At 58.6% G+C, this 19,099-nt stretch carries 17 protein-coding genes and 1 pseudogene; 4 read left to right on the top strand and 14 right to left on the bottom strand.

Annotated elements, in window-relative coordinates; all coding sequences use genetic code 11:
* Window positions 1–452: 452 nt before the first annotated feature.
* Window positions 453–953 (top strand): annotated as a pseudogene (locus P0D89_RS44165) (H-NS family nucleoid-associated regulatory protein); the annotation flags it as partial.
* Between the two features lie 184 nt (window positions 954–1,137).
* Here the strand turns inward: P0D89_RS44165 and P0D89_RS44160 are convergent.
* Window positions 1,138–2,379 (bottom strand): D-amino acid dehydrogenase, encoded by a 1,242-nt coding sequence (locus P0D89_RS44160; protein ID WP_408360385.1) that lies wholly within the window; start codon window positions 2,377–2,379, stop codon window positions 1,138–1,140.
* 237 nt (window positions 2,380–2,616) lie between these two features.
* Here P0D89_RS44160 and P0D89_RS44155 point away from each other — a divergent pair, with 237 nt between their 5' ends.
* Window positions 2,617–2,964: a RidA family protein gene (locus P0D89_RS44155; RefSeq protein WP_408360387.1), complete on the top strand. Its 348-nt coding sequence runs from the start codon at window positions 2,617–2,619 to the stop codon at window positions 2,962–2,964.
* A 68-nt stretch (window positions 2,965–3,032) separates the two neighbouring features.
* A complete protein-coding gene (locus tag P0D89_RS44150) occupies window positions 3,033–3,821 on the top strand; it encodes a maleate cis-trans isomerase family protein (RefSeq protein ID WP_408360389.1) in 789 nt (262 codons plus the stop codon).
* A gap of 136 nt (window positions 3,822–3,957) precedes the next feature.
* Here P0D89_RS44150 and P0D89_RS44145 read toward each other — a convergent pair whose 3' ends face one another.
* Entirely contained in the window at window positions 3,958–4,281 is a 324-nt protein-coding gene (locus tag P0D89_RS44145; protein WP_408360391.1) for an SDR family NAD(P)-dependent oxidoreductase, read from the bottom strand.
* Between the two features lie 648 nt (window positions 4,282–4,929).
* Between P0D89_RS44145 and P0D89_RS44140 the strand changes: the two genes are divergently transcribed.
* A complete protein-coding gene (locus tag P0D89_RS44140; protein ID WP_408360393.1) occupies window positions 4,930–5,655 on the top strand; it encodes a GntR family transcriptional regulator in 726 nt (241 codons plus the stop codon).
* A gap of 122 nt (window positions 5,656–5,777) precedes the next feature.
* Here the strand turns inward: P0D89_RS44140 and bktB are convergent, their stop codons facing one another.
* From bktB to P0D89_RS44080, 12 genes are all read right to left on the bottom strand, one after another.
* Window positions 5,778–6,959: a beta-ketothiolase BktB gene (gene bktB / locus P0D89_RS44135; RefSeq protein ID WP_408360395.1), complete on the bottom strand. Its 1,182-nt coding sequence runs from the start codon at window positions 6,957–6,959 to the stop codon at window positions 5,778–5,780.
* Window positions 6,960–7,011: 52 nt separating this feature from the next.
* Window positions 7,012–7,779: an SDR family NAD(P)-dependent oxidoreductase gene (locus P0D89_RS44130; protein WP_408360397.1), complete on the bottom strand. Its 768-nt coding sequence runs from the start codon at window positions 7,777–7,779 to the stop codon at window positions 7,012–7,014.
* Window positions 7,780–7,803: 24 nt separating this feature from the next.
* Entirely contained in the window at window positions 7,804–11,283 is a 3,480-nt protein-coding gene (locus P0D89_RS44125) for an indolepyruvate ferredoxin oxidoreductase family protein (RefSeq protein WP_408360399.1), read from the bottom strand.
* Entirely contained in the window at window positions 11,280–12,512 is a 1,233-nt protein-coding gene (locus P0D89_RS44120; protein WP_408360401.1) for an acyl-CoA dehydrogenase family protein, read from the bottom strand. The genes P0D89_RS44125 and P0D89_RS44120 overlap by 4 nt, the downstream gene beginning before the upstream one ends.
* A 2-nt stretch (window positions 12,513–12,514) precedes the next feature.
* The gene (locus P0D89_RS44115) at window positions 12,515–12,871 is read right to left on the bottom strand and encodes a DUF6285 domain-containing protein (RefSeq protein WP_408360403.1); all 357 of its coding nucleotides are present in this window, start codon (window positions 12,869–12,871) and stop codon (window positions 12,515–12,517) included.
* Window positions 12,871–13,908 carry a phosphotransferase family protein gene (locus P0D89_RS44110; protein WP_408360405.1) on the bottom strand — a complete coding sequence of 346 codons (1,038 nt, stop codon included), beginning with the start codon at window positions 13,906–13,908 and terminating at the stop codon, window positions 12,871–12,873. Before P0D89_RS44110 ends, P0D89_RS44115 begins: the two co-directional genes overlap by 1 nt.
* Window positions 13,898–14,818 (bottom strand): 4-hydroxy-tetrahydrodipicolinate synthase, encoded by a 921-nt coding sequence (gene dapA / locus P0D89_RS44105; protein ID WP_408360407.1) that lies wholly within the window; start codon window positions 14,816–14,818, stop codon window positions 13,898–13,900. The genes P0D89_RS44110 and dapA overlap by 11 nt, the downstream gene beginning before the upstream one ends.
* A 585-nt stretch (window positions 14,819–15,403) precedes the next feature.
* Window positions 15,404–16,123, bottom strand: coding sequence for an ABC transporter ATP-binding protein (locus P0D89_RS44100; RefSeq protein ID WP_408360411.1), 720 nt, complete (start codon window positions 16,121–16,123; stop codon window positions 15,404–15,406).
* The gene (locus P0D89_RS44095) at window positions 16,120–16,911 is read right to left on the bottom strand and encodes an ABC transporter ATP-binding protein (protein WP_408360413.1); all 792 of its coding nucleotides are present in this window, start codon (window positions 16,909–16,911) and stop codon (window positions 16,120–16,122) included. The genes P0D89_RS44100 and P0D89_RS44095 overlap by 4 nt, the downstream gene beginning before the upstream one ends.
* Window positions 16,908–17,795, bottom strand: a complete 888-nt coding sequence (locus tag P0D89_RS44090) for a branched-chain amino acid ABC transporter permease (protein WP_408360415.1) — start codon at window positions 17,793–17,795, stop codon at window positions 16,908–16,910. The genes P0D89_RS44095 and P0D89_RS44090 overlap by 4 nt, the downstream gene beginning before the upstream one ends.
* A complete protein-coding gene (locus P0D89_RS44085; RefSeq protein WP_408360417.1) occupies window positions 17,788–18,681 on the bottom strand; it encodes a branched-chain amino acid ABC transporter permease in 894 nt (297 codons plus the stop codon). The genes P0D89_RS44090 and P0D89_RS44085 overlap by 8 nt, the downstream gene beginning before the upstream one ends.
* Window positions 18,682–18,726: 45 nt before the next feature.
* Window positions 18,727–19,099, bottom strand: a 373-nt coding sequence (locus tag P0D89_RS44080) for an ABC transporter substrate-binding protein (protein ID WP_408378589.1), incomplete at its 5' end; no start/stop codon positions are given.

Here is a 19,099-nt window from a genome sequence, read left to right as displayed (position 1 = left end):
CGCTTTAGTGCTCGACGAGCCGATATTCCCTTCGTCGACACTGACGTCGACAAACAGCGCATCAGGGGAAATCGTGAAGGCAATCATCACCGCGCTTATCTGCGCGAGTTTCATCGTTCCTGCCATAGCTGAGGCCCGCGGCGGCCACTACTCAGGCGGCCACGGCTCATCACATAAGGGTGGGCATTACAAAAACGCTCGCACGGGCGACCATTATGAGAAGCGCCACTGAGCGGGCGTAGGTGAAGTCCGAGGTGCTCCCCTTCAGGCGCAACCGTTGCAGGACTGTTCGTGTGATGGGGCCGCCTCGGATTGGCATCATTCGGAAATCCGCGTTGACACACAGCGGCGAACCGACAAACTATGTCAGCCTGCCTTCACAACCGTAGTGGAGGTAGTACATGAGCGGACGGCATGGCATAGTGCGAGCAATACAACGGGAGAGAAGAAAGATGGCAACTCTGGAATCTATGCAGGCAAAAATCAAAAAACTGGAACAGCAGGCCGAAGCGCTAGTCGTGAAACAGTCGTCGGGCGTCATCGAGAAAATTCGTGACCTTATGGAAAAGCACGGTTTGACGACCGCTGATATCGATGCGCATGCTGGCGGCAAGGGACGCGCGAAGAAGGCCGGCGCGAAGACTGTCACCAAAGGGGCACTCCCACGGTCAAATATCGCGACCCGAAGAGTGGCGCGACGTGGACCGGACATGGCCGAGCGCCCGGCTGGATTGCAAGCGCTAAGAACCGAGACAAGTTCTTGGTTGACGGAAGTGCGGGGACGGCGACAGCGAAGACGGCTACTGGTAGCAAGGTGAGGGCTGCTGGCGATTATGTCCGTGGGCCGCAGCCGGCGATGTACAGGGACCCAAAGTCGGGCGCGACGTGGAGCGGGCGGGGAAGAGCGCCGGCGTGGCTGGCATCAGTGAAGAGACCGGTCGAAATATTTGATGGTTTGAACGGTCGATGGCTCCATCGTAGGCGGCAGTGACGGCCCGTCGAGCCGGGCGGAACGTCACCCGCAAGATGTCATGAGTCTGCAATCGATATCGGCGCGAGCGGCCTAGTGAGACTGCGCCCGGGCGCGCCCTTCCCAGCGTTGAACTAAAGCTTGGAACGCTTCAGTCGAGTGGATGCTCATGGAGTCAGACCGTCCATAGGGATGTCCGGCGTGCGCCCTGCAATGAGGTCCGCAGTGATTCGTGCTGAACCGTGAGACATCGTCCAGCCAATGTGACCATGACCTGTATTAAGGTAGAGGTTTCCGTACTTCCTTCGTCCGAAGAACGGGAGGTTATTCGGAGTCATCGGACGCAGGCCCGCCCACATTTCCGCACGGTCGTAATTTCCACCATCGGGGTAGAGTTCTTGAGTGACATGCTTCATGAACTCGAAGTCCGATGGCCTGTGCGTCGTGTTATACCCGGCGAATTCGGCTGTCGCGGTGACGCGAATTCTGTCGCCGAATCGTGAGATGGCTACGAGGTTGTGCTCATCAACCACCGCCACATTGGGCGGCTGCATATGACCTTCGATAGGGATGGTGAGCGAATAGCCCTTCACGGGGTAGATGGGCAGATTGATTCCAATCTGCCGAGCCAGAATAGGGCTGTAACTGCCGAGGGCAAGTACGTACGCATCTCCCTGCAGAACGCCTTTGTCGGTGCGCACCCCGCGAATCTGCCCTCCCGCTACTTCAAGCGCCTGGATGTTCGTATTGTTAAGGACGGTTGCGCCTCGCGAGACAATAATTTCAGCCAGCGCCCGGGTGAACTTGGCCGGGTCGCCAGTTTCGTCCGTCGGGCAGTAAATCGCGCCGACAATCTCATCTTTCGCTGACGAGAGCGATGGGTCGAGCGACACAACTTGGTCTCGATTCAAGACCTTGATGAGCTGACCGTCTGACTCCAGAAGCTTCATCTGCGTGACGCCTCGGTCCAACGCCTCCTGGCTTCTATGGAAGTAGATGATGCCCCGGTCATTGCGGTCGTAGCTGACCGATTCCGTCTTGATGACTTCCTTGAGAACGGACTGCGAGTACGCCGCGAGTCGATGTTTTAACAGCGTGTTGCGTCGTGCTTTCTCCGCGTTGCACTCCATCAGAAACAGCCACGACCAGCTGTACAGCCTTGGGTCGGCCGAAAATTTGAAGCGAAGCGCCTGGTCCCGGAGTACCAGCGATTTGAGGAGAATCTTCGGCGCCTTCGGTGACGACCAGACAAACGAGTGTCCAGGCGCAACCATCCCCGCATTGCCCCAGCTGGTTTCACCTGCGACCACGGGTTGCCTGTCAAGGACCGTGACATCGTGTCCATCTTTTTGCAGCTGATACGCGGTAGTAACCCCCACCACACCGCCGCCGAGCACAATAACTTTCATGACGCCCTCAATGTGAAACGTGGAATGACTTCGTGCCGCAGCGGCGATGGCTGCTTGATGGCAGTCTATTTCCGCTTTCTAAGTGTCGACACAGTTGTATATTACGAACAAAAAAGTAAAGCAATGGGAGGTATCGCTGACTCTCGTGAGATAGCAGATTTGTCTATAAAAGTGTCGACAATTGTGTGTGATATGCGCTAGCCTATGAGCACTTTACATCACCGTACAGAGGGTTTTATGCAAATCAAGCGCTATGAAAGTGGCAAGCGGATGAGTCAGGCAGTCGTTCACGCAGGGTTCGCGTTTCTTGCCGGGCAGGTCGCCGATGACCCGAGCCAGGACGCGAAGGGTCAGACCGAACAGATTCTCGCGAAGATTGACCGGCTCCTTGCGCAGGTCGGTTCTGACAAGACCAGAATCCTGTCGGCGAGCATCTGGCTTGCCGATTACAAAACGTTCAACGAGATGAACGAAGCGTGGGACGCCTGGGTTCCCGAGGGTGATGCTCCGGCACGGGCGTGCGTCGAATCGAAGCTCGCGTTCCCCCAGTACACCGTCGAAATCGGGGTTATCGCCGCAGTCTGAATTGCGGGTCGCTGAAGGTAGGCACCGATGCGCAAACCCGAACTGACAACGTGAATGGATAGCCCAGAATGGAAACTCTCGAAGCTGCAGAGCGCTATGTGAAACTCGACTTCACCCTCGATGATGGAGTCTCTCATCGTGCCGCAATCGGTCTGGTCGTGCTGGCGACTGACCATACGATTGAATATGAGTGGCGCAAGCTGCTCGCTGTCGAAGGCGTCGGATTCTACGAAAGTCGCATCATGAATTCGGCGCAAATCACCCCTGAGACGCTTAGGGATATGGATAGGCTTATTGCGCCGGGCGTTGAAGTTATCCGTCCTGGCGAACGGCTCGATGTTGTCGCGTTTGGCTGCACGTCCGCATCCATGGTTCTGGGCGAGGGCCATGTAATTGAGCGCATCAGAGAAGCTCGGCCGAACGCAGCGTGCACCACCCCAATCACCGCGGCCAGGGTTGCGCTGAACTCCCTCGGTGCCAAGCGAATTGCGCTCCTCACGCCTTACATGCGCACTATTACCGAATCGATGGGGGAATACCTCGTTGCTCGCGGTGTGAACATTGTGCGGATGGGGTCGTTCGAGCACTCAGATGACAACGAAGTCGCGCGAATCGATGCACAGTCAGTTCGCGACGCGATTCTGGAGCTCGGAAAGCATGATGATGTGGATGCCATCTTCGTTTCGTGCACCTCGTTGCGGCTAGCCGACCAGGTTGCGTCCATCGAAGCCGAACTGGGGAAGCCCGTGACCTCCAGCAACCACGCAATGGCGTGGCATGCACTGCGATTGGGTGGCGTCAAGGATGAACTGCCACAATTCGGCCGTCTGTTTACCGTGCAGAACATCGAACAGTAGGCATCTCCTCTGAGTAGTTCTCGGACGTCGGAGTCGCTAACCACGTGAAGCCTCAGTTCGGGCGGCTGTAGGTCGACTGCTTTGTCGACTCTACAGCGTCTTCGCATTCAGGCTTTCGCGCAGAAGTAAGCGCCCTTCACATTGACATCAGAATCTGGTCCCACTCGTCGCTTTCGTAGTCTTCGGCAGCTTTAATTTTGTCGATACCGGCATTGCAGACCATCGTATCGATACGGCCAAATTTCTGCAGCGTCTGTTCGACGAGCGAAGCCGAAGATTTAGGGTCCGAAACGTTAGTTACGACCATCGTCGCGGGAAGGCCGTCACCTGCGAGCTCTGTCTCGGCCTGCGCGAGTACTGTCGCGTCGTACGAAGCGATAACGATATGCGCTCCGCATTCTGCAAACATCCGCGCAAGTCCTTTGCCCGGTCCGCGGCTAGCGCCGCTGATGCAGACCACCTAGTCGCTGACGGAAAAAATGCCGACGGTCATATCGTGTTCCTCTCCAGGCTTGCCCGGCAACCGTCGTGCACTTGTAGGGGGCCAAATCGCTCCCGCATCCATCAAGAGCTAACCAACCCATGCTAAACGATAAAAGTGTCGACAATAGTGTACTATAATGAGACGCTCATTCCAATGGGCTGGGGTTGCGGAGGCGCTACAGAGGCTTCTGACTGTTGAAGCAGGCATCACCGCAGTGCCGGATTCCAGCGTCGTGCGACGAACCCTGCATCATCGCTTCGAAATCTGGCTATGTAGATATTGCTGCAGCGAGCAAGTCTGGAAAGACCGGCCCGCAGAGCAGAAAGCGGGACAACGCAGTGGGTGGCGCCTCCATCATCGCCATCGTTGTCGAATCATCCGGAAGGCACCCCCGTTCCTCGACGGCGGCGACAGGGAGTGTTATAAAATTCAATGTTGCCGACACTTTCCAACCGCTGCGGATGTGAAGCTTCGATGTCGCTGGGCGCAACGGGACGAATGCAAGTCCCCGTTCAGCGAATACCTCGAGGCGCAGCGTGAATGCTCCGACAGAAAGCCGATAGAGAGTGGCAGGTCCTCAGAAATGAACGAAGGTTGCCGCTGGCACCGGAAAGGAAACGAATTATGGCAGGCTACTCATCTCTCATTCGGGAAACTAAACCGCGCGTTCGAGAGACCAGCGCGCCGAAGCGGGCGGGGCTCACCGTCAACGACCTGTATGAACAGTTGAAGGAAATGGCCGTCCTCTACACGATTCGGCCCGGGGAGAGAGTGAACGAGCTTGAGCTGGCTGAGAAGTTCGACGTCAGCCGCACGCCGCTTCGGGAAGCCCTCAACCGACTCGTTGCGGAAAACCTCCTGAACTTCGTTCCGAACCGTGGATTTTTCGTCCGCGAGCTGAATCGTCAGGATATCTTCGACCTTTTCGAGCTTCGTCGAAGCATCGAAGCCTCTGCTGTGCAACTGGCCGTCGAACGTGCCGACCCGAAGGACGTACGCGCCCTGCGCAAGTTCTGGAAGGACGTCATGAAGAACAAGGCTGCACAAGCGCCCACAAGCCAGCTGGTCGCGCGCGATGAAGAGTTTCATGTGCGGCTGGTCGCGCTCTCGGGCAACAACGAAATGGTCCGCTCGCTCTACAGCATCAACGCTCGTATCCATTTTGTGCGCTGGATTGACCTTGAGCAGCGCGGCCATGACGCATTCGCGGAACACCTCGATATCCTTGACGCCATTGAAGCCCGGGACGCAAAGCGCTGCCGCGAACTGACAGAGACGCACATCACCTGGCGGATGGAAGAAATCACCAAAGTCGTCGACGCAGGAGTCGTCAAGCTCTACTCGCAGTAACCCTGCCGAACGGGCGCCCGTCTTTCCGCGGCGCTGCCACGGAGCTAACGGTAGGCCACGTTGTGTACCAATTCGGTGACAGAACGCCCCATATTCCAGGGTTCCGTCACCGCGAAGCGTACTCAGATGCGCTCGAAAAGCGCAGCGATTCCCTGGCCGCCGCCGATACACATCGTGACCAACGCATAGCGCGCGCCCGCACGGTGCAGTTCGTGAACAGCCTTGGTCACCAGAATGGCTCCAGTCGCGCCAATAGGGTGGCCGAGCGAGATTCCGGAGCCGTTCGGATTCAGTTTGGCCGGGTCAAACCGAAGTTCTTGCGCGACCGCGCAAGCCTGCGCGGCAAAGGCCTCGTTCGCCTCTATCACGTCGATGTCGTCGAGAGACAGACCCGCACGCTGCAACGCGACCCTGACGGCAGGTACGGGGCCGATTCCCATGTAGGCTGGAGCGACGCCCGCGTGTCCGTAGGAAACCAACCTCGCCAATGGAGTGTGTCCGTCTCGACTGGCCGCCTTTGCGGAGGCCAGTACGACCGCCGAGGCACCGTCGTTCAGGCTCGAAGCGTTGCCGGGTGTGACCGTTCCCTCTACAGCGAAAGCGGCCTTGAGCTTGCTGAGGTCTTCCCGGGTGATGTTCGGCCGTACGTGTTCATCAGTCTCAAATGAGATTTGACCGGTTTTGCTGCGCACCGGGACAGGCACAATCTGTGATTTAAAACGTCCGGCCTCAATTGCCGCTGCGGCCCGGCGGTGCGACTCGAGTGCAAGTTCGTCCTGCTGGTCCCGGGAGATTCCGTACTTCACAGCAATGTTCTCGGCCGTCTGTCCCATGTGGTACTTCTCGAAGGGGTCAGTAAGCGCCCCGACCATCATGTCAACCACCTTCGAGTCGCCCATTCGCTTGCCCCAGCGAGCATCAAGCATCGAATAGGCAGCGCGGGACATGCTTTCGGCGCCTCCCGCGACAATGTAGTCGCCGTCGCCAACTGCGAGCGCCTGGGAGCCCGAGATGACTGCTTGCAAACCCGAGCCACAAAGGCGGTTCAGAGTTAAAGCCGTCGACGTCTCAGAAAGACCCGCTTCCATTCCCGCAACGCGGGCGAGATACATATCCGATGGCTCGGTGTGAATGACGTTGCCGAACACAATCTGGGTTACGACTGCCGGGTCGACAGCAGCGCGAGACAGCGCTTCACGGACGACAAGTGCTCCCAGCGACGTGGGCGGAACGCTGGCCAGCGATTTCCCATAGTCACCAATTGCGGTACGAACAGCACTAAGAACGACTACTTCCTCAGACATTCAACCTCCTGAGCGCTTAACGCGCTATACCGAAAATCGGTCGGTCGTACATTCAAAGAGAGCTGACCAGGTGGCCACCATCGACCGTGATGACTGAACCAGTCATGAACGAGGATGCGTGGGAGGCCAGCATGAGAAGCGGACCGTCCAGCTCCGGCAGAGAGCCAAGTCTTCGCATCGGGATGCGTTTGACCAGTTGTGTGCCGGCGTCCGTCTCGAAGAAATCCCGATTCAGGTCGGTTTCAAAGTAGCCCGGCGCAATCGCATTCACGCGGATTCGGTAGCGCGCAAGCTCCAGTGCCAAAGCCTTGGTGAGCTGAATCACCCCCGCTTTGCAGACAGCGTATGCCGCCACCTGCTGCGCGACACGCAAGCCCAGAATCGACGCGATATTGATTACGTTTCCGGGCGCTTCCGTCTCTTTCAACTTGCTGGCGTAGGCGCGAGTCATCTTCCATACGCCATTCAGGTTCACCTCAATTGTCTGATTCCACGAGTCGTCCGTGGTAGAAAGCGCAGGTGAATGGTGAGCAACTCCGGCATTATTAATCAGCACCGCCGGCATGCCGACTCTTTCACTCACCGCGTCCAGGCAGCGGGTAATCGAGTCTGCATCCGTCACGTCCAACTCGAAGGCGTGTGCAATCTGCCCTTCCTCGCAGAGCGAGCGAGCCAGACCGGTACCAAGGGAGATGCGCCGACCACACATCGCGACCTGACATCCCTGCGCCGCCAGTGTTCTCGAAAAGTGCAGCCCCAAGCCGCTAAACGCTCCGGTGACCAGCACACTTTTTCCAGCAAGGTCGAAATCGAATGTCATCCCTGTCCTTTGCTCCTGCGTTTCTCACGCCACTTGCTTCAGCTCAATCACGGACGGCTTGGACAACTGAGCGACAGCGTGGGTCCACTCCGCGTCCACGGATTTAAAGTTGCGCTCTTTGACGTGTCCATATCCACGAATCTTTTCAACCATCGATGCAGCCCGGACGACTGCCTGATAGTTGCGCGCCGTGCCGTGACGGAGAATCTCGTCGACGGTCTGCTCGTATCGTGTAATCAGTCCGCGCTCCATCCGCCGTTCGGCCGTGTAGCCAAACACGTCCAGAGGTGTTCCGCGAAGCACCTTGAGCTTCGAAAGCGTCCGGAACACAGGCAGAATCCAGGCTCCGAATTCCTTTTTGCGAGGCTCGCCCGTCAGTTCGTCCCTGCCGGTCAGTCCCGGGGGCGCAAGGTTAAAAGCAAGGCGGAAGTCACCCTCGAACTGCTGCTTGAGGCTCTCAACGAATTCCGGCGCGGAATGAAGCCTTGCGACTTCGTACTCGTCCTTGTAGGCAAGCACCTTGAAATAGCCGTTCGCGACAGCTCGTGTCACGGCGTCCTGCCGCGGTGTAACGGTCCGTTCCCATTCCCGGACGCGGTTCACCAGCGCGCGATAGCGCTTTCCGTATGCCGCGTTCTGGTATTCGGAAAGGAACATCACCTTGCGTTCGATGAGCTCGTCGAGCGACGACGAAATCTGCAGTGATTCACGCATAGGCTTGGCCGCGACAAGTGCCCGTTCGGCAGAGCTGGGCGACAGGGCCGCGCGACGTCCCCAGAGGAACGCTTCCTTGTTCATCTTCACGCCCGCACCGTTGAGTTCGATGGCAGCATCGATAGCCTCGGAGCTAATCGGGATAAGGCCCCGCTGATACGCGTAGCCAAGCATGAACATGTTGCCGGCAATGGTGTCGCCGAAGATGTTGAGCGCATACTTGGTCGCATCCAGAAACTCGACGCAATCCCTGCCGACGGCGTCGGTGATGCCCGCGCGCAGCTCCGGGGAGGGGAAGTTGAGGTCGGGGTGCCGGGTGAACTCGCCCGTCATGACCTCATGCGTGTTGACGAGCATCCGCGTCGCGCCCTTGCGAGTCGCAGCGAGGGTCTTCCGGCTTGCTGCGACAACCAGGTCGCAACCCAGAACAGCGTCTGCGCCACCAGCGGCAATCCGGATAGCCTTGATAGCAGCCGGATTCTTGCCGAAGCGAAGGTGCGACCACACCGAGCCGCCTTTCTGGGCGAGACCAGCCATGTCGAGAATCCCGCAACCTTTGCCTTCCAGGTGTGCGGCCATGCCGAGGATTGCACCGATGGTCACGACTCCCGTGCCGCCAACACCCGTTACGATGATTGAATACACGCCGTCATCGAGTGAGGGACGGTCAGGTTCGACCAGCGCCGGGAACAGCTCGACGTTTGGCTTGACCGTACCTGCCTTGCGAAGACTGCCGCCATGAACCGTGACGAAACTCGGGCAGAACCCGTTGTTGCACGAGTAGTCCTTGTTGCAGGACGACTGGTCGATAGCGCGCTTACGGCCGAACTCCGTCTCAAGCGGCACAAGCGAAACGCAATTGGATTTGACGCCGCAATCTCCGCATCCCTCGCAGACCAGGTCATTGATGACAAGACGTTTGGGCGGGTCGGGAAACTGTTTACGCTTGCGGCGGCGTCGCTTCTCGGCGGCGCAGGTCTGGTCATAAACGAGAACCGTCACACCAGGAATGTCCCTGAGCTCTTCCTGCACCTTCTGAAGCTCGGAACGATGGTGAATCGTCACGCCCTTGGCCCAACCCGCGTCCGGCGGATATTTGGCAGGGTCATCTGTCACAACTAAAATGCGGCTCACACCTTCCGCATGAACCTGCGTCGTGATGGTCATCGGACTGAGCTGACCATCGTGACGTTGACCGCCGGTCATCGCGACGGCGTCGTTGTACAAAATCTTGAACGTGATGTTGGTCTTTGCCGCAATCGCCGCGCGGACCGCGAGCAGACCCGAGTGAAAATAGGTGCCATCTCCCATGTTCTGGAACATGTGCTCGCGCTTGGAGAATGGAGCCTCGCCGACCCATGCCATGCCTTCGGCACCCATCTGGGTGTAGCCGAGCGTATTGCGGTCCATCGTCTGCGCCATCCAGCTGCAGCCGATACCGGCATAGGCTTTGCTTCCTTCCGGGATGATGGTCGACGAGTTGTGCGGACAGCCGCTGCAGAAGTAAAAGCTGCGCAGCATCGCTTCGGGAGCGAATTCCATCTTGCTCAGTTCCGTCAGGAATGAGACGCGCTCGGCGATGCGCTGGTCGCCACTACGTTGCGCAAGCCGTTGTCCCAGAGCGATGGCAATCTGGAGCGAGCTGAAAGACATCTCGACAGGAAACAGCTTCTTGCCGTTTTCGTCCTGCTTGCCGATTACGACCGGCGCGTTGGGCGCGCGGTACAGGATGTCCTTAATCTGCGACTCAAGGAGGCTGCGCTTCTCTTCGACGACCATCATCAGGTCAAGGCCACCCGCAAATTCGCGGATGCCCTGTGGCTCAAGCGGCCAGGTGCAGGCGACCTTATAAACCGAGATACCCATCGCTTCGAGGTCAGCTTCAGTGATGTCAAGGTCGTCAATGGCTTGCAGCAGGTCGAGATAGCTCTTCCCGTGAGTCACCACGCCGATTCTTGCTCCCGGCTTCCCTAGCGTGACGCGGTCCAGCCCATTGGCTCGCACGAACGCGCGAACGGCATCGAGCTTGAAGTTGTGGAGGCGATATTCCTGGTCTTGCGGCGTGTCAGGCAGGCGTAGATTCAACCCGCCCGTCGGCATCTGGACATCAGCGGGGAGCGTGGGCATCACGCGATTGAGCTCGACATCAATGGCCGCTGACGCGTCGGCGGTGTCCTTCACGCATTTGATACCGACCCAGCATCCGGAAAAGCGCGACAAGGCCCAGCCGTACAGACCATAGTCGAGAATCTCCTGAACGCCGCTAGGGCTCAGAATTGGAATGGCCGCGTCGACAAGCGCGAATTCCGACTGATGGCATGTGGTTGACGACTCGCAAGTGTGGTCGTCACCCATCAGGACCAGAACGCCGCCGTACTTCGAGCTGCCGGCGAGGTTTGCGTGACGGAACGCGTCGCCACTGCGGTCAACGCCCGGACCTTTCCCGTACCAGATGGAGAAGACACCGTCGAACTTACCTTCGCCGCTGGTCTCGGCTTGCTGGGTTCCCCAGACAGCGGTTGCCGCTAGGTCTTCATTCACCCCCGGCACGAACACAACGTTAGCTTCGCCCAAAAACTTCTTCGCCTTCCCCAGTTCGGCGTCATACGTGCCGAGGGGAGAGCCGCGGTAGCCGGAAATATAGCCCGCCGTTTGCAGACCGTTCGCCGTGTCGCGGCGTTGCTGCATCAGGGGCAGTCGAACAAGCGCCTGGACGCCGGTCAGAAAAATCCGCCCGCTGTCGAGGGTGTACTTGTCATCAAGGGTTACTTTGCGCAGAGTCACGGTCATTCCTTCGAGGCGGTGCCTTCTTCAGCAGGTTGCGACTTCCAGTCCCACATCGCGCTTTGCGGCTCGAGCAGCGTCCGCGCAACGACCATCTTGTGAACCTCGGAAGCCCCATCGACAAGCCGCGCCTGTCGCGCGTACCGGTACATCCATTCGAGTCGCGTGTCCTTGGAGTAGCCTTTGGCGCCGTGGAGCTGGATTGCCGTATCGATGACCTGGTGCAGAGTCTCGGAGGCTGCGATTTTCGCCATGGAGATTTCCGGACGCGCAAAGTCGCCAGTGTCGAGGCACCAAGCCGCACGTAACGTGAGCAGACGGGCGACATCGAGCTTCATCGCGGCTTCGCCGAGCATCCATTGGACGCCTTCACGCGCCGAGAGCAGTTCTCCGCCGGCCTTTCTTGTGTTCACATGCGCAACGGCGAGTTCAAGTGCGCGGCGCGCCATGCCGTTCCACCGCATGCAGTGGGTCAGGCGGGCAGTTCCCAGGCGGATTTGGGTCGCCTTCAGGCCGTCCCCAACTTCCATGAGTCTGTGCTCGTCAGGAATTTCGAGGCCCTCGAACTCGATTTCGCAGTGGCCGCCATGCTCTTCCGGTCCCATGATTGGAATGCGCCGGACGATGCGCCAGCCGGGCGTGTTCGCGTGGAAGAGGAAGGCAGTCAGGCCTTTTCGCACGTCGGACGATGTCCGCGCGATAACAATGAAATGGGTGGCAGCCTCAGCAGCCGTGATGAACCATTTGCGGCCGCGGATAATCCACTTGTCGCCGGCACGTTCCGCCGTCGTCAGCATCATCGACGGGTCCGAGCCTGCGCCCGGTGCTGGCTCGGTCATCGCGAATGCGGACCGAACCTTCCCGTCGATGATGGGCTGCAGCCATTGGTCCTTCTGCGCGGCGGTAGCGACCTTATTCAGAAGAATCATGTTGCCGTCGTCAGGCGCCGCGGAGTTGAAGACGACCGGACCAAAGATAGAGCGGTTCATCTCTTCGTAGCACACCGCCATCTGCGCGATAGACAATCCACCACCGCCGCGTTCGCGGGGCATCTGCAGAGCCCACAGGCCGCGCTCTCGCGCCTGGCCACGCAATTTCTCGAGTAGCCCCTCGGCTACATTTTCGTGCTCGTCGTAGGATTCAGCTTTGGATTCGAGCGGGATGAGAACTTCGTCAACGAAAGTGCGAATCTGGTCGCGCAGCTCGCGCGTTGCGCTGTCAATTGAGAAATCCATTTTTAGTGAGCCCGTGAAGAGTTTTGAAGGTTGTCGAGCACGCGTGGGTTGTCGACTGCGAGTTGCTGAACAAGTCGATTGCGCAGATTCACGATTAGCGCTGCGCGCATCGCTGAGCCGTTGTCGAACTGACCAGCGCGAATGCCTTTCACGATGGCGCTTTCGCCCAATAACCCGCTAGCGGGTGCCGTCGTGTGGCGTTCCTGCGTCGAGCAGAAATGTCGCGCAGCGATTCGTATCGCGTTAGCAACCATCAGGGAGTTATATCGGTCCTGTCTTGATAAGGAAGGCACAACTTCATTGGTGAGCGTGCTGTGCGCAACATCGAGCAGGTCGACCATCTTCTCGGTGGCGTTCATCAACGAATCTCCAGAAGGTTCATTGCTTCCAGCGTCAGCTCGGATACGAGCCTTCCGGACAGAGCCAGTTCGAGGCTGCGTTGGGTACCGGATACGTGACGCTGCTCCTGATGAAGCGCAATGACGGCCCACTTAACCTGGGCGAGCGCCTGCCAGTCGACTAATTCAGAAGGATGGACCGCGCGGCCTGTTGCCTCCTGATAACCATCGAGAAAGCTCTGCAGCGGTCCAATACCGCCGCCGCCCATTGCGGGCCGCCCGAAACGCCAGCACGGCGCGGTGAACCATCCCAAGTCTTCGTTCGGGTGACCCCAGCCTGAAAATTCCCAATCGAGGATGGCTGACACGCGGCCGTTGTCCACCATGTAGTTGCCGGTCCGATAGTCGCCATGCGAGAAGACCGCATCGGTCGCCTGGCCCAGTCTGACTTCAAGTTCTCGCAGACATAGCTCGAGCGCGGGATGGGGAACAGCGAGACCGTCCAGCTGTTTGCGAATGTGCTCAATCGACGCGGATGCAGCCGATTGCGGAGCGGCACCAAAAACTGCTCGCGCATTACTGGCGGGGGTGAGATGCACAACGCCAAGCAGCTGGCCCAATTCGGATGCGAGAGCGTGCCGGTCCGGCACGTAAGCATCGTTCCTCGCGAGCAGGTGTCCGGCGGTTATGCCGGAAACAAACTCGAGGATGAAAAATGGCTTCCCAATTACGTTAGAGTCGAGGCAAAAGCCGTTGGGGCGAGCCACTCGCGCACCTTGCTCGAACGCGAGCCGGTAGCGATAAAACTCTTCCGCCCGTGTGCAGCTGGTTGGAATTGCCGCGTCCGCATCAGTGCGCAGAACATACGACTTCCCGTCGTCCATCTCGAGGCGCCAGTTTTCCTGAATGGCGCCTCCGGACAATCGTGAAGCACGAACGACGCGGGATTCGGAGATGTCGTGCAAGGCCATCCAGGTCCCAACCCGCTCGAGCGCATTCGAATCAGGCAGTCCGGCGACGACGTTGTCGCTGCCCTGAGCTATCGGTTCACGCGGCATATTTAATCACCGGTTGCAGACACTCTTCAAGATATCGGCGGGTCGATTCCTCGGGCAGAACCAACGGAAGACGCACGATTGGTTCGCACTGCCCGAGCAAAGCGGCAGCGAATTTGACGGGTCCGGGGCTCGTCTCTGTGAACAGAGCTCGTGTGAGCGGCAACATCTGAACGAACAGGCGTCTAGCCAGCTTCAGCTCGTTGGTCTCGATGAGACTACAGAGCTCGCTGACCTGTCTCGGCAACACGTTTGCAATAACCGAGATAACGCCGTGTCCGCCCAGGGCCATGAAGGCCAGTGACGTGAAATCGTCACCGCTATAGAGAGCAAACCCGGCCGGCAGCGCCTCGACCAGCTCGGCCGCTCTGACCATGTCTCCGGTTGCGTCCTTGATGCCGCGAATATTCAGGTGCTCGCTCAGCCGTACAACCGTTGATACGGACATGTCGGTGACCGTGCGACCCGGAACGTTGTAGAGCACCAGGGGAACCTTGGACGCATCGGCCTGAGCTCGGAAATGGTCAATCAACCCCTGCTGGGACGGCTTCACGTAGTAAGGGACCACGCTGAGCAAGGAGTCAGCACCACAGTCGGAGGCAGACTGTGCGAGAGCAACCGCTTCCGAAGTGGAATTGGCTCCGACTCCAGCCATTACATGAATGCGTCCAGCCGAGTGCTCAACCGTCGCAGCAATAACGTCGCGGTGCTCGGCATTGGAGAGCGTCGACGACTCGCCCGTCGTTCCGGCTACTGCAATCGCGGCCGTGCCGCTCTCGATATGGAAGTCGATGAGACTGCGCAATTTGGCCCAATCGACACTTCCGTCGGTCATGAAGGGCGTAATCAGCGCAACGATGCTGCCGCGGGGCAGACTTATGTCAGCATGCTTCGAAACCTCAAGATTGCTCATAAACATCTCCCGCAAATGGGGCGTAATGACCACGGTGACGACCCGTCCCAGCATTAACCACAACACGAGTCGACGAATGTTTTGTTTTGATTCTACACAAGTGTCGACAATTAAATGAAAAGTTCGGCCCTCTTTTGATGCCAGAACTTACCCTACGTCCTTGCCTCACGCGGCGGTTTGTCTACCGCGCGAATGCCAATCCGGTGTTTGCTCGAGCGTGAATTTCACGAAGCAGGGCTGCGGCTGCCGGTACGCCTGGTCGAAACAACTTCAGCCTTCACGACCATGTCGCTCTTACAGACCAATCGGGCGTTCGTGGCCATGCTGTCCGTTGCTGTTGCAGACTTCTGCACCAATCAAGGCTGGGCGACAAAGCTCGCGCTGGCGGTTACCTCGCGGAGCGAGCCATATGAGCTCGTCACCCGGCAGGGTGCGCCTGTCTCGCCAGGCGCACAACTGCTGATTAACGCATTGACTCGGGATAGGGGCACCGAGAGTGTCAAGCCGGAGCGATAGGCGGGCGATGTGTCCGCGCGCGCGCGGTGCCATCCATGCGGACACATCGTTTCGAAACGACAGAAAACGCTAATGAGGACGGCCACCCAGGTAGAGGCGGCGCATCTCATCACTCGCGAGCAGGTCGGACGACTTCCCCTCCAGCGCAACTTGACCCATAGAAAGCACATAGGTGCGGTCAGAAATGCGCAAAGCCTCGGTCGCATTCTGCTCCACCATCAACACTCCGATGCGCTCGGTGTTGCGTAGTTCGACAATTGCGTCGAAGACTTCGCCCAGCATCTTTGGAGATAGCCCAGCCGAAGGCTCGTCAAGCAACAGGAAACGTGGCCTCGGCATCAATGCGCGCGCGAGCGACAGAATCTGCCGCTCTCCGCCTGACATGCCCGCTGCCCGTGCCCGGAGCTTGCGCTTCAATACAGGATAGGCGGAACAGAGTTCATCCAGCCTTCTTTCCTTGTCCTGCTTCTGCATGAACTGCCCGCCAAGCGCGAGATTTTCCCAGACCGATAGCGAGCCGAACACGTTGTCGGTCTGAGGCACGAAGCCGATATCGTATTTCCTGACCTTCTTGAACACTGGCACCTGTCCGATGTCCTTCTCGTCCAGGGTGACCTTTCCCTCCCGCGGCACCAGGAAACCCGCGACCGTCTTTAGCAGGGTCGACTTCCCACAGCCGTTCGGGCCAAGGATGGTGACAATTTCGAGTTGCTTCGCGTTGATTGAAATACCGCGAAGGATATCAACGTCGCGTGTGTAACCGGCGACAACATTGTTGACGGATATCATGCAATCACCCCCGCAACCTGATACTGGCCGCCCGACTTCTTGCCGAGATACGCCTCAACCACGCTTTCATGGGTTTCGAGCTCTGACGGAAGGCAGTCCGCCACAGTCTTTCCCTTATCCAGAACAATGCAGCGGCTGCACGTCTCTGAAATGAAATGCATGTCGTGCTCAATGATGACTAGCGTGATGCCTTGTCCGTTGATTCTCCTGAGCGTGGTGACGAGCTCTGAACGCAAATTCGGGTGAACGCCAGCCATTGGTTCATCGAGGAGCAGCAATGCTGGCTGTTCCATCATCGCGCAAGCAATGCCCAGGAGTTTCTTCTGCCCGCCAGAGATGGAAGCAGCGGGCAGATACGCGACCTTCGTGAGAAGCAGTTCTTCGAGAAGGCGATGCGCGCGCTCACGCGTCTCATGCTCAAGGCTGCGTGTCGCACCGAACCTGCAAAGCGTACTGAACAATCCGTGGCTTCGTGTGGACGCGGCCATCACAACTTCTCTTACCGTCATCCGCGTGGGCATTGACGGCAGCTGGAAGGTCCGCCGTACACCCTTTGCGGCAATCTGATGGGAGGACAGGCCGTTCACCGGCTGACCGCCGACCTCGATGAGACCTTGGTCAATCGGGCAATAACCGGTGATTGCGTTGAGCACGGTGCTCTTCCCGCAACCGTTCGGTCCGAGCAGACCTACGATTTCGCCAGTCCTGACGTGAAAGTTGAGTCCGGTCAGGACGCTGTTTCCACCAAAGGACTTGTGGACATCCTGCAATCGAAGCATCGTGCTCATGTTGCGCTCCGGATTTTTTCGGGAAGCAGACCGCCCGGGCGAACCAGAAGACAGCCAAGCAGGACAACGCCGATTGTGCCGAGCCGGACGGCGCCAGCGATATCGCTGCTAATGTTGAGATAGTCCTTGGCGAATGGCACCGCGCTATAGATGGCTTCGACGAGCAATGCGCCGAGTACGACCCCGAAGTTATTGCCAAGCCCGCCAATCATGACCATCGTCCAGATGACGAAGGTCTCGGACGCGAGCATGTAGTCCGGGCCAACGAAGCTCATGTAATGCGCGAGCAGAGAACCTCCGACCGACGCTATCGCGGCGCTCGTGACCGTCGCTTTAACTTTGAGCGGAACGAGCTGATAGCCGAGACTGGTTGCCAGCGCAGGCTCCTCACGCATCAGTCGGATGGCTCGGCCGAAGCGTCCACGGGAAAGCCGAACGCAGGCGAACAGTGCAATCGCAACCATGGCGAGCGCCAGCAGAAAAAACGCGGGGTCATTCTGGACGCCGGACGCGCTTCTGAACAATGCCGGCACGCCGCTGATGCCCTGGGCGCCGCCCGTGAGCCAGTTTTCGTTGAGCGCGACGGTGCGGATGAGCTCCGCCACTGCTAGTGTGGCAATCGCCCAGTAGTCGGATGCGAGATTGCGCCCCAGCCTAGCCATGAAAAAGCCCACGACCATTGCGGCTACGACGCCAAAAAGAATGCCGATAGGTGCGGGATATCCGTGTGAGGAGGTAATTGCTGACGCGTAGGCACCCACACCCGCGAACGCTACAAAACCGAAGTTCAGAAGTCCCGCGAAGCCTGCCTGTAGATTCAACGCCAGTCCGAACAGCGCATAAATGCAGCTCAGTGTCGCAACGTGCAGAAGGAAGCTATACACGGCGGACCTCCCGGTCGAAGATGCCGTACGGCCTGAAAAGAAGCGCGACGAGCAAAATCACGAACGACGCGGCGCTTATATATGTCACCGGAACATAGACGTCGGTTGTGCCGAAAAGCCAACCGAAGTCGAGATTGGTCACCAGCGTCTCGGAAACTGAAATCAGCAACGCGCCTGCTGCTGCACCAAGAGGATTGCCGAGGCCTCCGAGAATGGCCGCGGCGAACACTGGCAGCAGCAGGTTGGTGCCCAAGCCAACGTGTACGCTCTCGGTCAGACCCAACATCGTCCCGCCCAACGCAGCCAATGCGCCGCTGAGGAACGTGATGCCGTTGACCACCCGTGCACCATCGACTCCGGTCGCTGCGGCCAGCGCGGGATTCGACGACATGGCCCGCATCGAGCGGCCGACTCCCGTTTTGAAGAGCAGAACCGCGAGTAGCGCAACACATCCAAACCCGCACGCAATCGAAGTAATCTGGTCGACCGAAATGATGGTTGAGCCGAGGGTAATTGGGCTCGACAGCCCCGACGAATACCGGAACGGGCGCGAGCCGGCGATACCCAGTACGACTGCGATGAGAATCATCGAGATGGCAAGCGAACCAATCATCGCAATTGAACTGCCGGAACGCAGGAGCCGCTTGAAGACAAGCACATTGAGCAGAACTGCGACCACGCCTGTCGCGATACATGCCCCGATGAGCGCAAGTGAGAAAGGCAGACCTGTGCGATTCAACGCCAACGTACCGAACGCGCCCAGCATCGCGTACTGGACGTGCGCGATGTTCGGAAATTTGACCAGTGAATACACAACGCTCAGGCCCACCGCCACCAGCATGATGTCCGAAGTTCGTATCAGGACATCGACGATGAATTGAAGCATGGGGACTCTCCTAGGCGACCGCGCCGCAGAGCAGCGCGGCGGAGCTTATCGGGCAACGACCTTGGTATCGAACTTCACCTTGTCGTACGGCTGCTCTTTTCTTTGGCCCGCGTCGTCGAAGGCAATCGTGCCGGTCGCGCCGTTGTACGGTACGACGGTCTTCATTGCCGCGCGAATCTTTGCGGGGTCAGCTGCCCCGGCCTTATTGATTGCAGCCGCCGCGACCATCACGCCGTCGTACGCATAGCTGCCGAATGAGGACTTCGGAGCTTCCTTGTATTTCTCGCGATATGCCTGTTCGTAAGTCTTGCCACCCGCGCCAATGGACGCGACTTCAAGTCCTTCCTGTCCCTGAGCGGCTTGCGGCACCGTGTCGCTCGTGCACATGGTGAGGTAAATGCCGTACCACTTCTTTTTG

The organism is Paraburkholderia sp. RL18-085-BIA-A (assembly GCF_046027075.1).
GTDB lineage: Bacteria > Pseudomonadota > Gammaproteobacteria > Burkholderiales > Burkholderiaceae > Paraburkholderia.
This window is presented reverse-complemented; position numbering and strand designations above follow the sequence as displayed.

Excerpts from the sequence above, each read along its gene's own strand:
- P0D89_RS44160 (WP_408360385.1), bottom strand. The coding sequence starts at position 2,379 with ATGAAAGTTATTGTGCTCGGCGGCGGTGTGGTGGGGGTTACTACCGCG.
- P0D89_RS44155 (WP_408360387.1), top strand. The coding sequence starts at position 2,617 with ATGCAAATCAAGCGCTATGAAAGTGGCAAGCGGATGAGTCAGGCAGTC.
- P0D89_RS44150 (WP_408360389.1), top strand. The coding sequence starts at position 3,033 with ATGGAAACTCTCGAAGCTGCAGAGCGCTATGTGAAACTCGACTTCACC.
- P0D89_RS44140 (WP_408360393.1), top strand. The coding sequence starts at position 4,930 with ATGGCAGGCTACTCATCTCTCATTCGGGAAACTAAACCGCGCGTTCGA.
- bktB (WP_408360395.1), bottom strand. The coding sequence starts at position 6,959 with ATGTCTGAGGAAGTAGTCGTTCTTAGTGCTGTTCGTACCGCAATTGGT.
- P0D89_RS44130 (WP_408360397.1), bottom strand. The coding sequence starts at position 7,779 with ATGACATTCGATTTCGACCTTGCTGGAAAAAGTGTGCTGGTCACCGGA.
- P0D89_RS44125 (WP_408360399.1), bottom strand. The coding sequence starts at position 11,283 with ATGACCGTGACTCTGCGCAAAGTAACCCTTGATGACAAGTACACCCTC.
- P0D89_RS44120 (WP_408360401.1), bottom strand. The coding sequence starts at position 12,512 with ATGGATTTCTCAATTGACAGCGCAACGCGCGAGCTGCGCGACCAGATT.
- P0D89_RS44115 (WP_408360403.1), bottom strand. The coding sequence starts at position 12,871 with ATGAACGCCACCGAGAAGATGGTCGACCTGCTCGATGTTGCGCACAGC.
- P0D89_RS44110 (WP_408360405.1), bottom strand. The coding sequence starts at position 13,908 with ATGCCGCGTGAACCGATAGCTCAGGGCAGCGACAACGTCGTCGCCGGA.
- dapA (WP_408360407.1), bottom strand. The coding sequence starts at position 14,818 with ATGAGCAATCTTGAGGTTTCGAAGCATGCTGACATAAGTCTGCCCCGC.
- P0D89_RS44100 (WP_408360411.1), bottom strand. The coding sequence starts at position 16,123 with ATGATATCCGTCAACAATGTTGTCGCCGGTTACACACGCGACGTTGAT.
- P0D89_RS44095 (WP_408360413.1), bottom strand. The coding sequence starts at position 16,911 with ATGAGCACGATGCTTCGATTGCAGGATGTCCACAAGTCCTTTGGTGGA.
- P0D89_RS44085 (WP_408360417.1), bottom strand. The coding sequence starts at position 18,681 with ATGCTTCAATTCATCGTCGATGTCCTGATACGAACTTCGGACATCATG.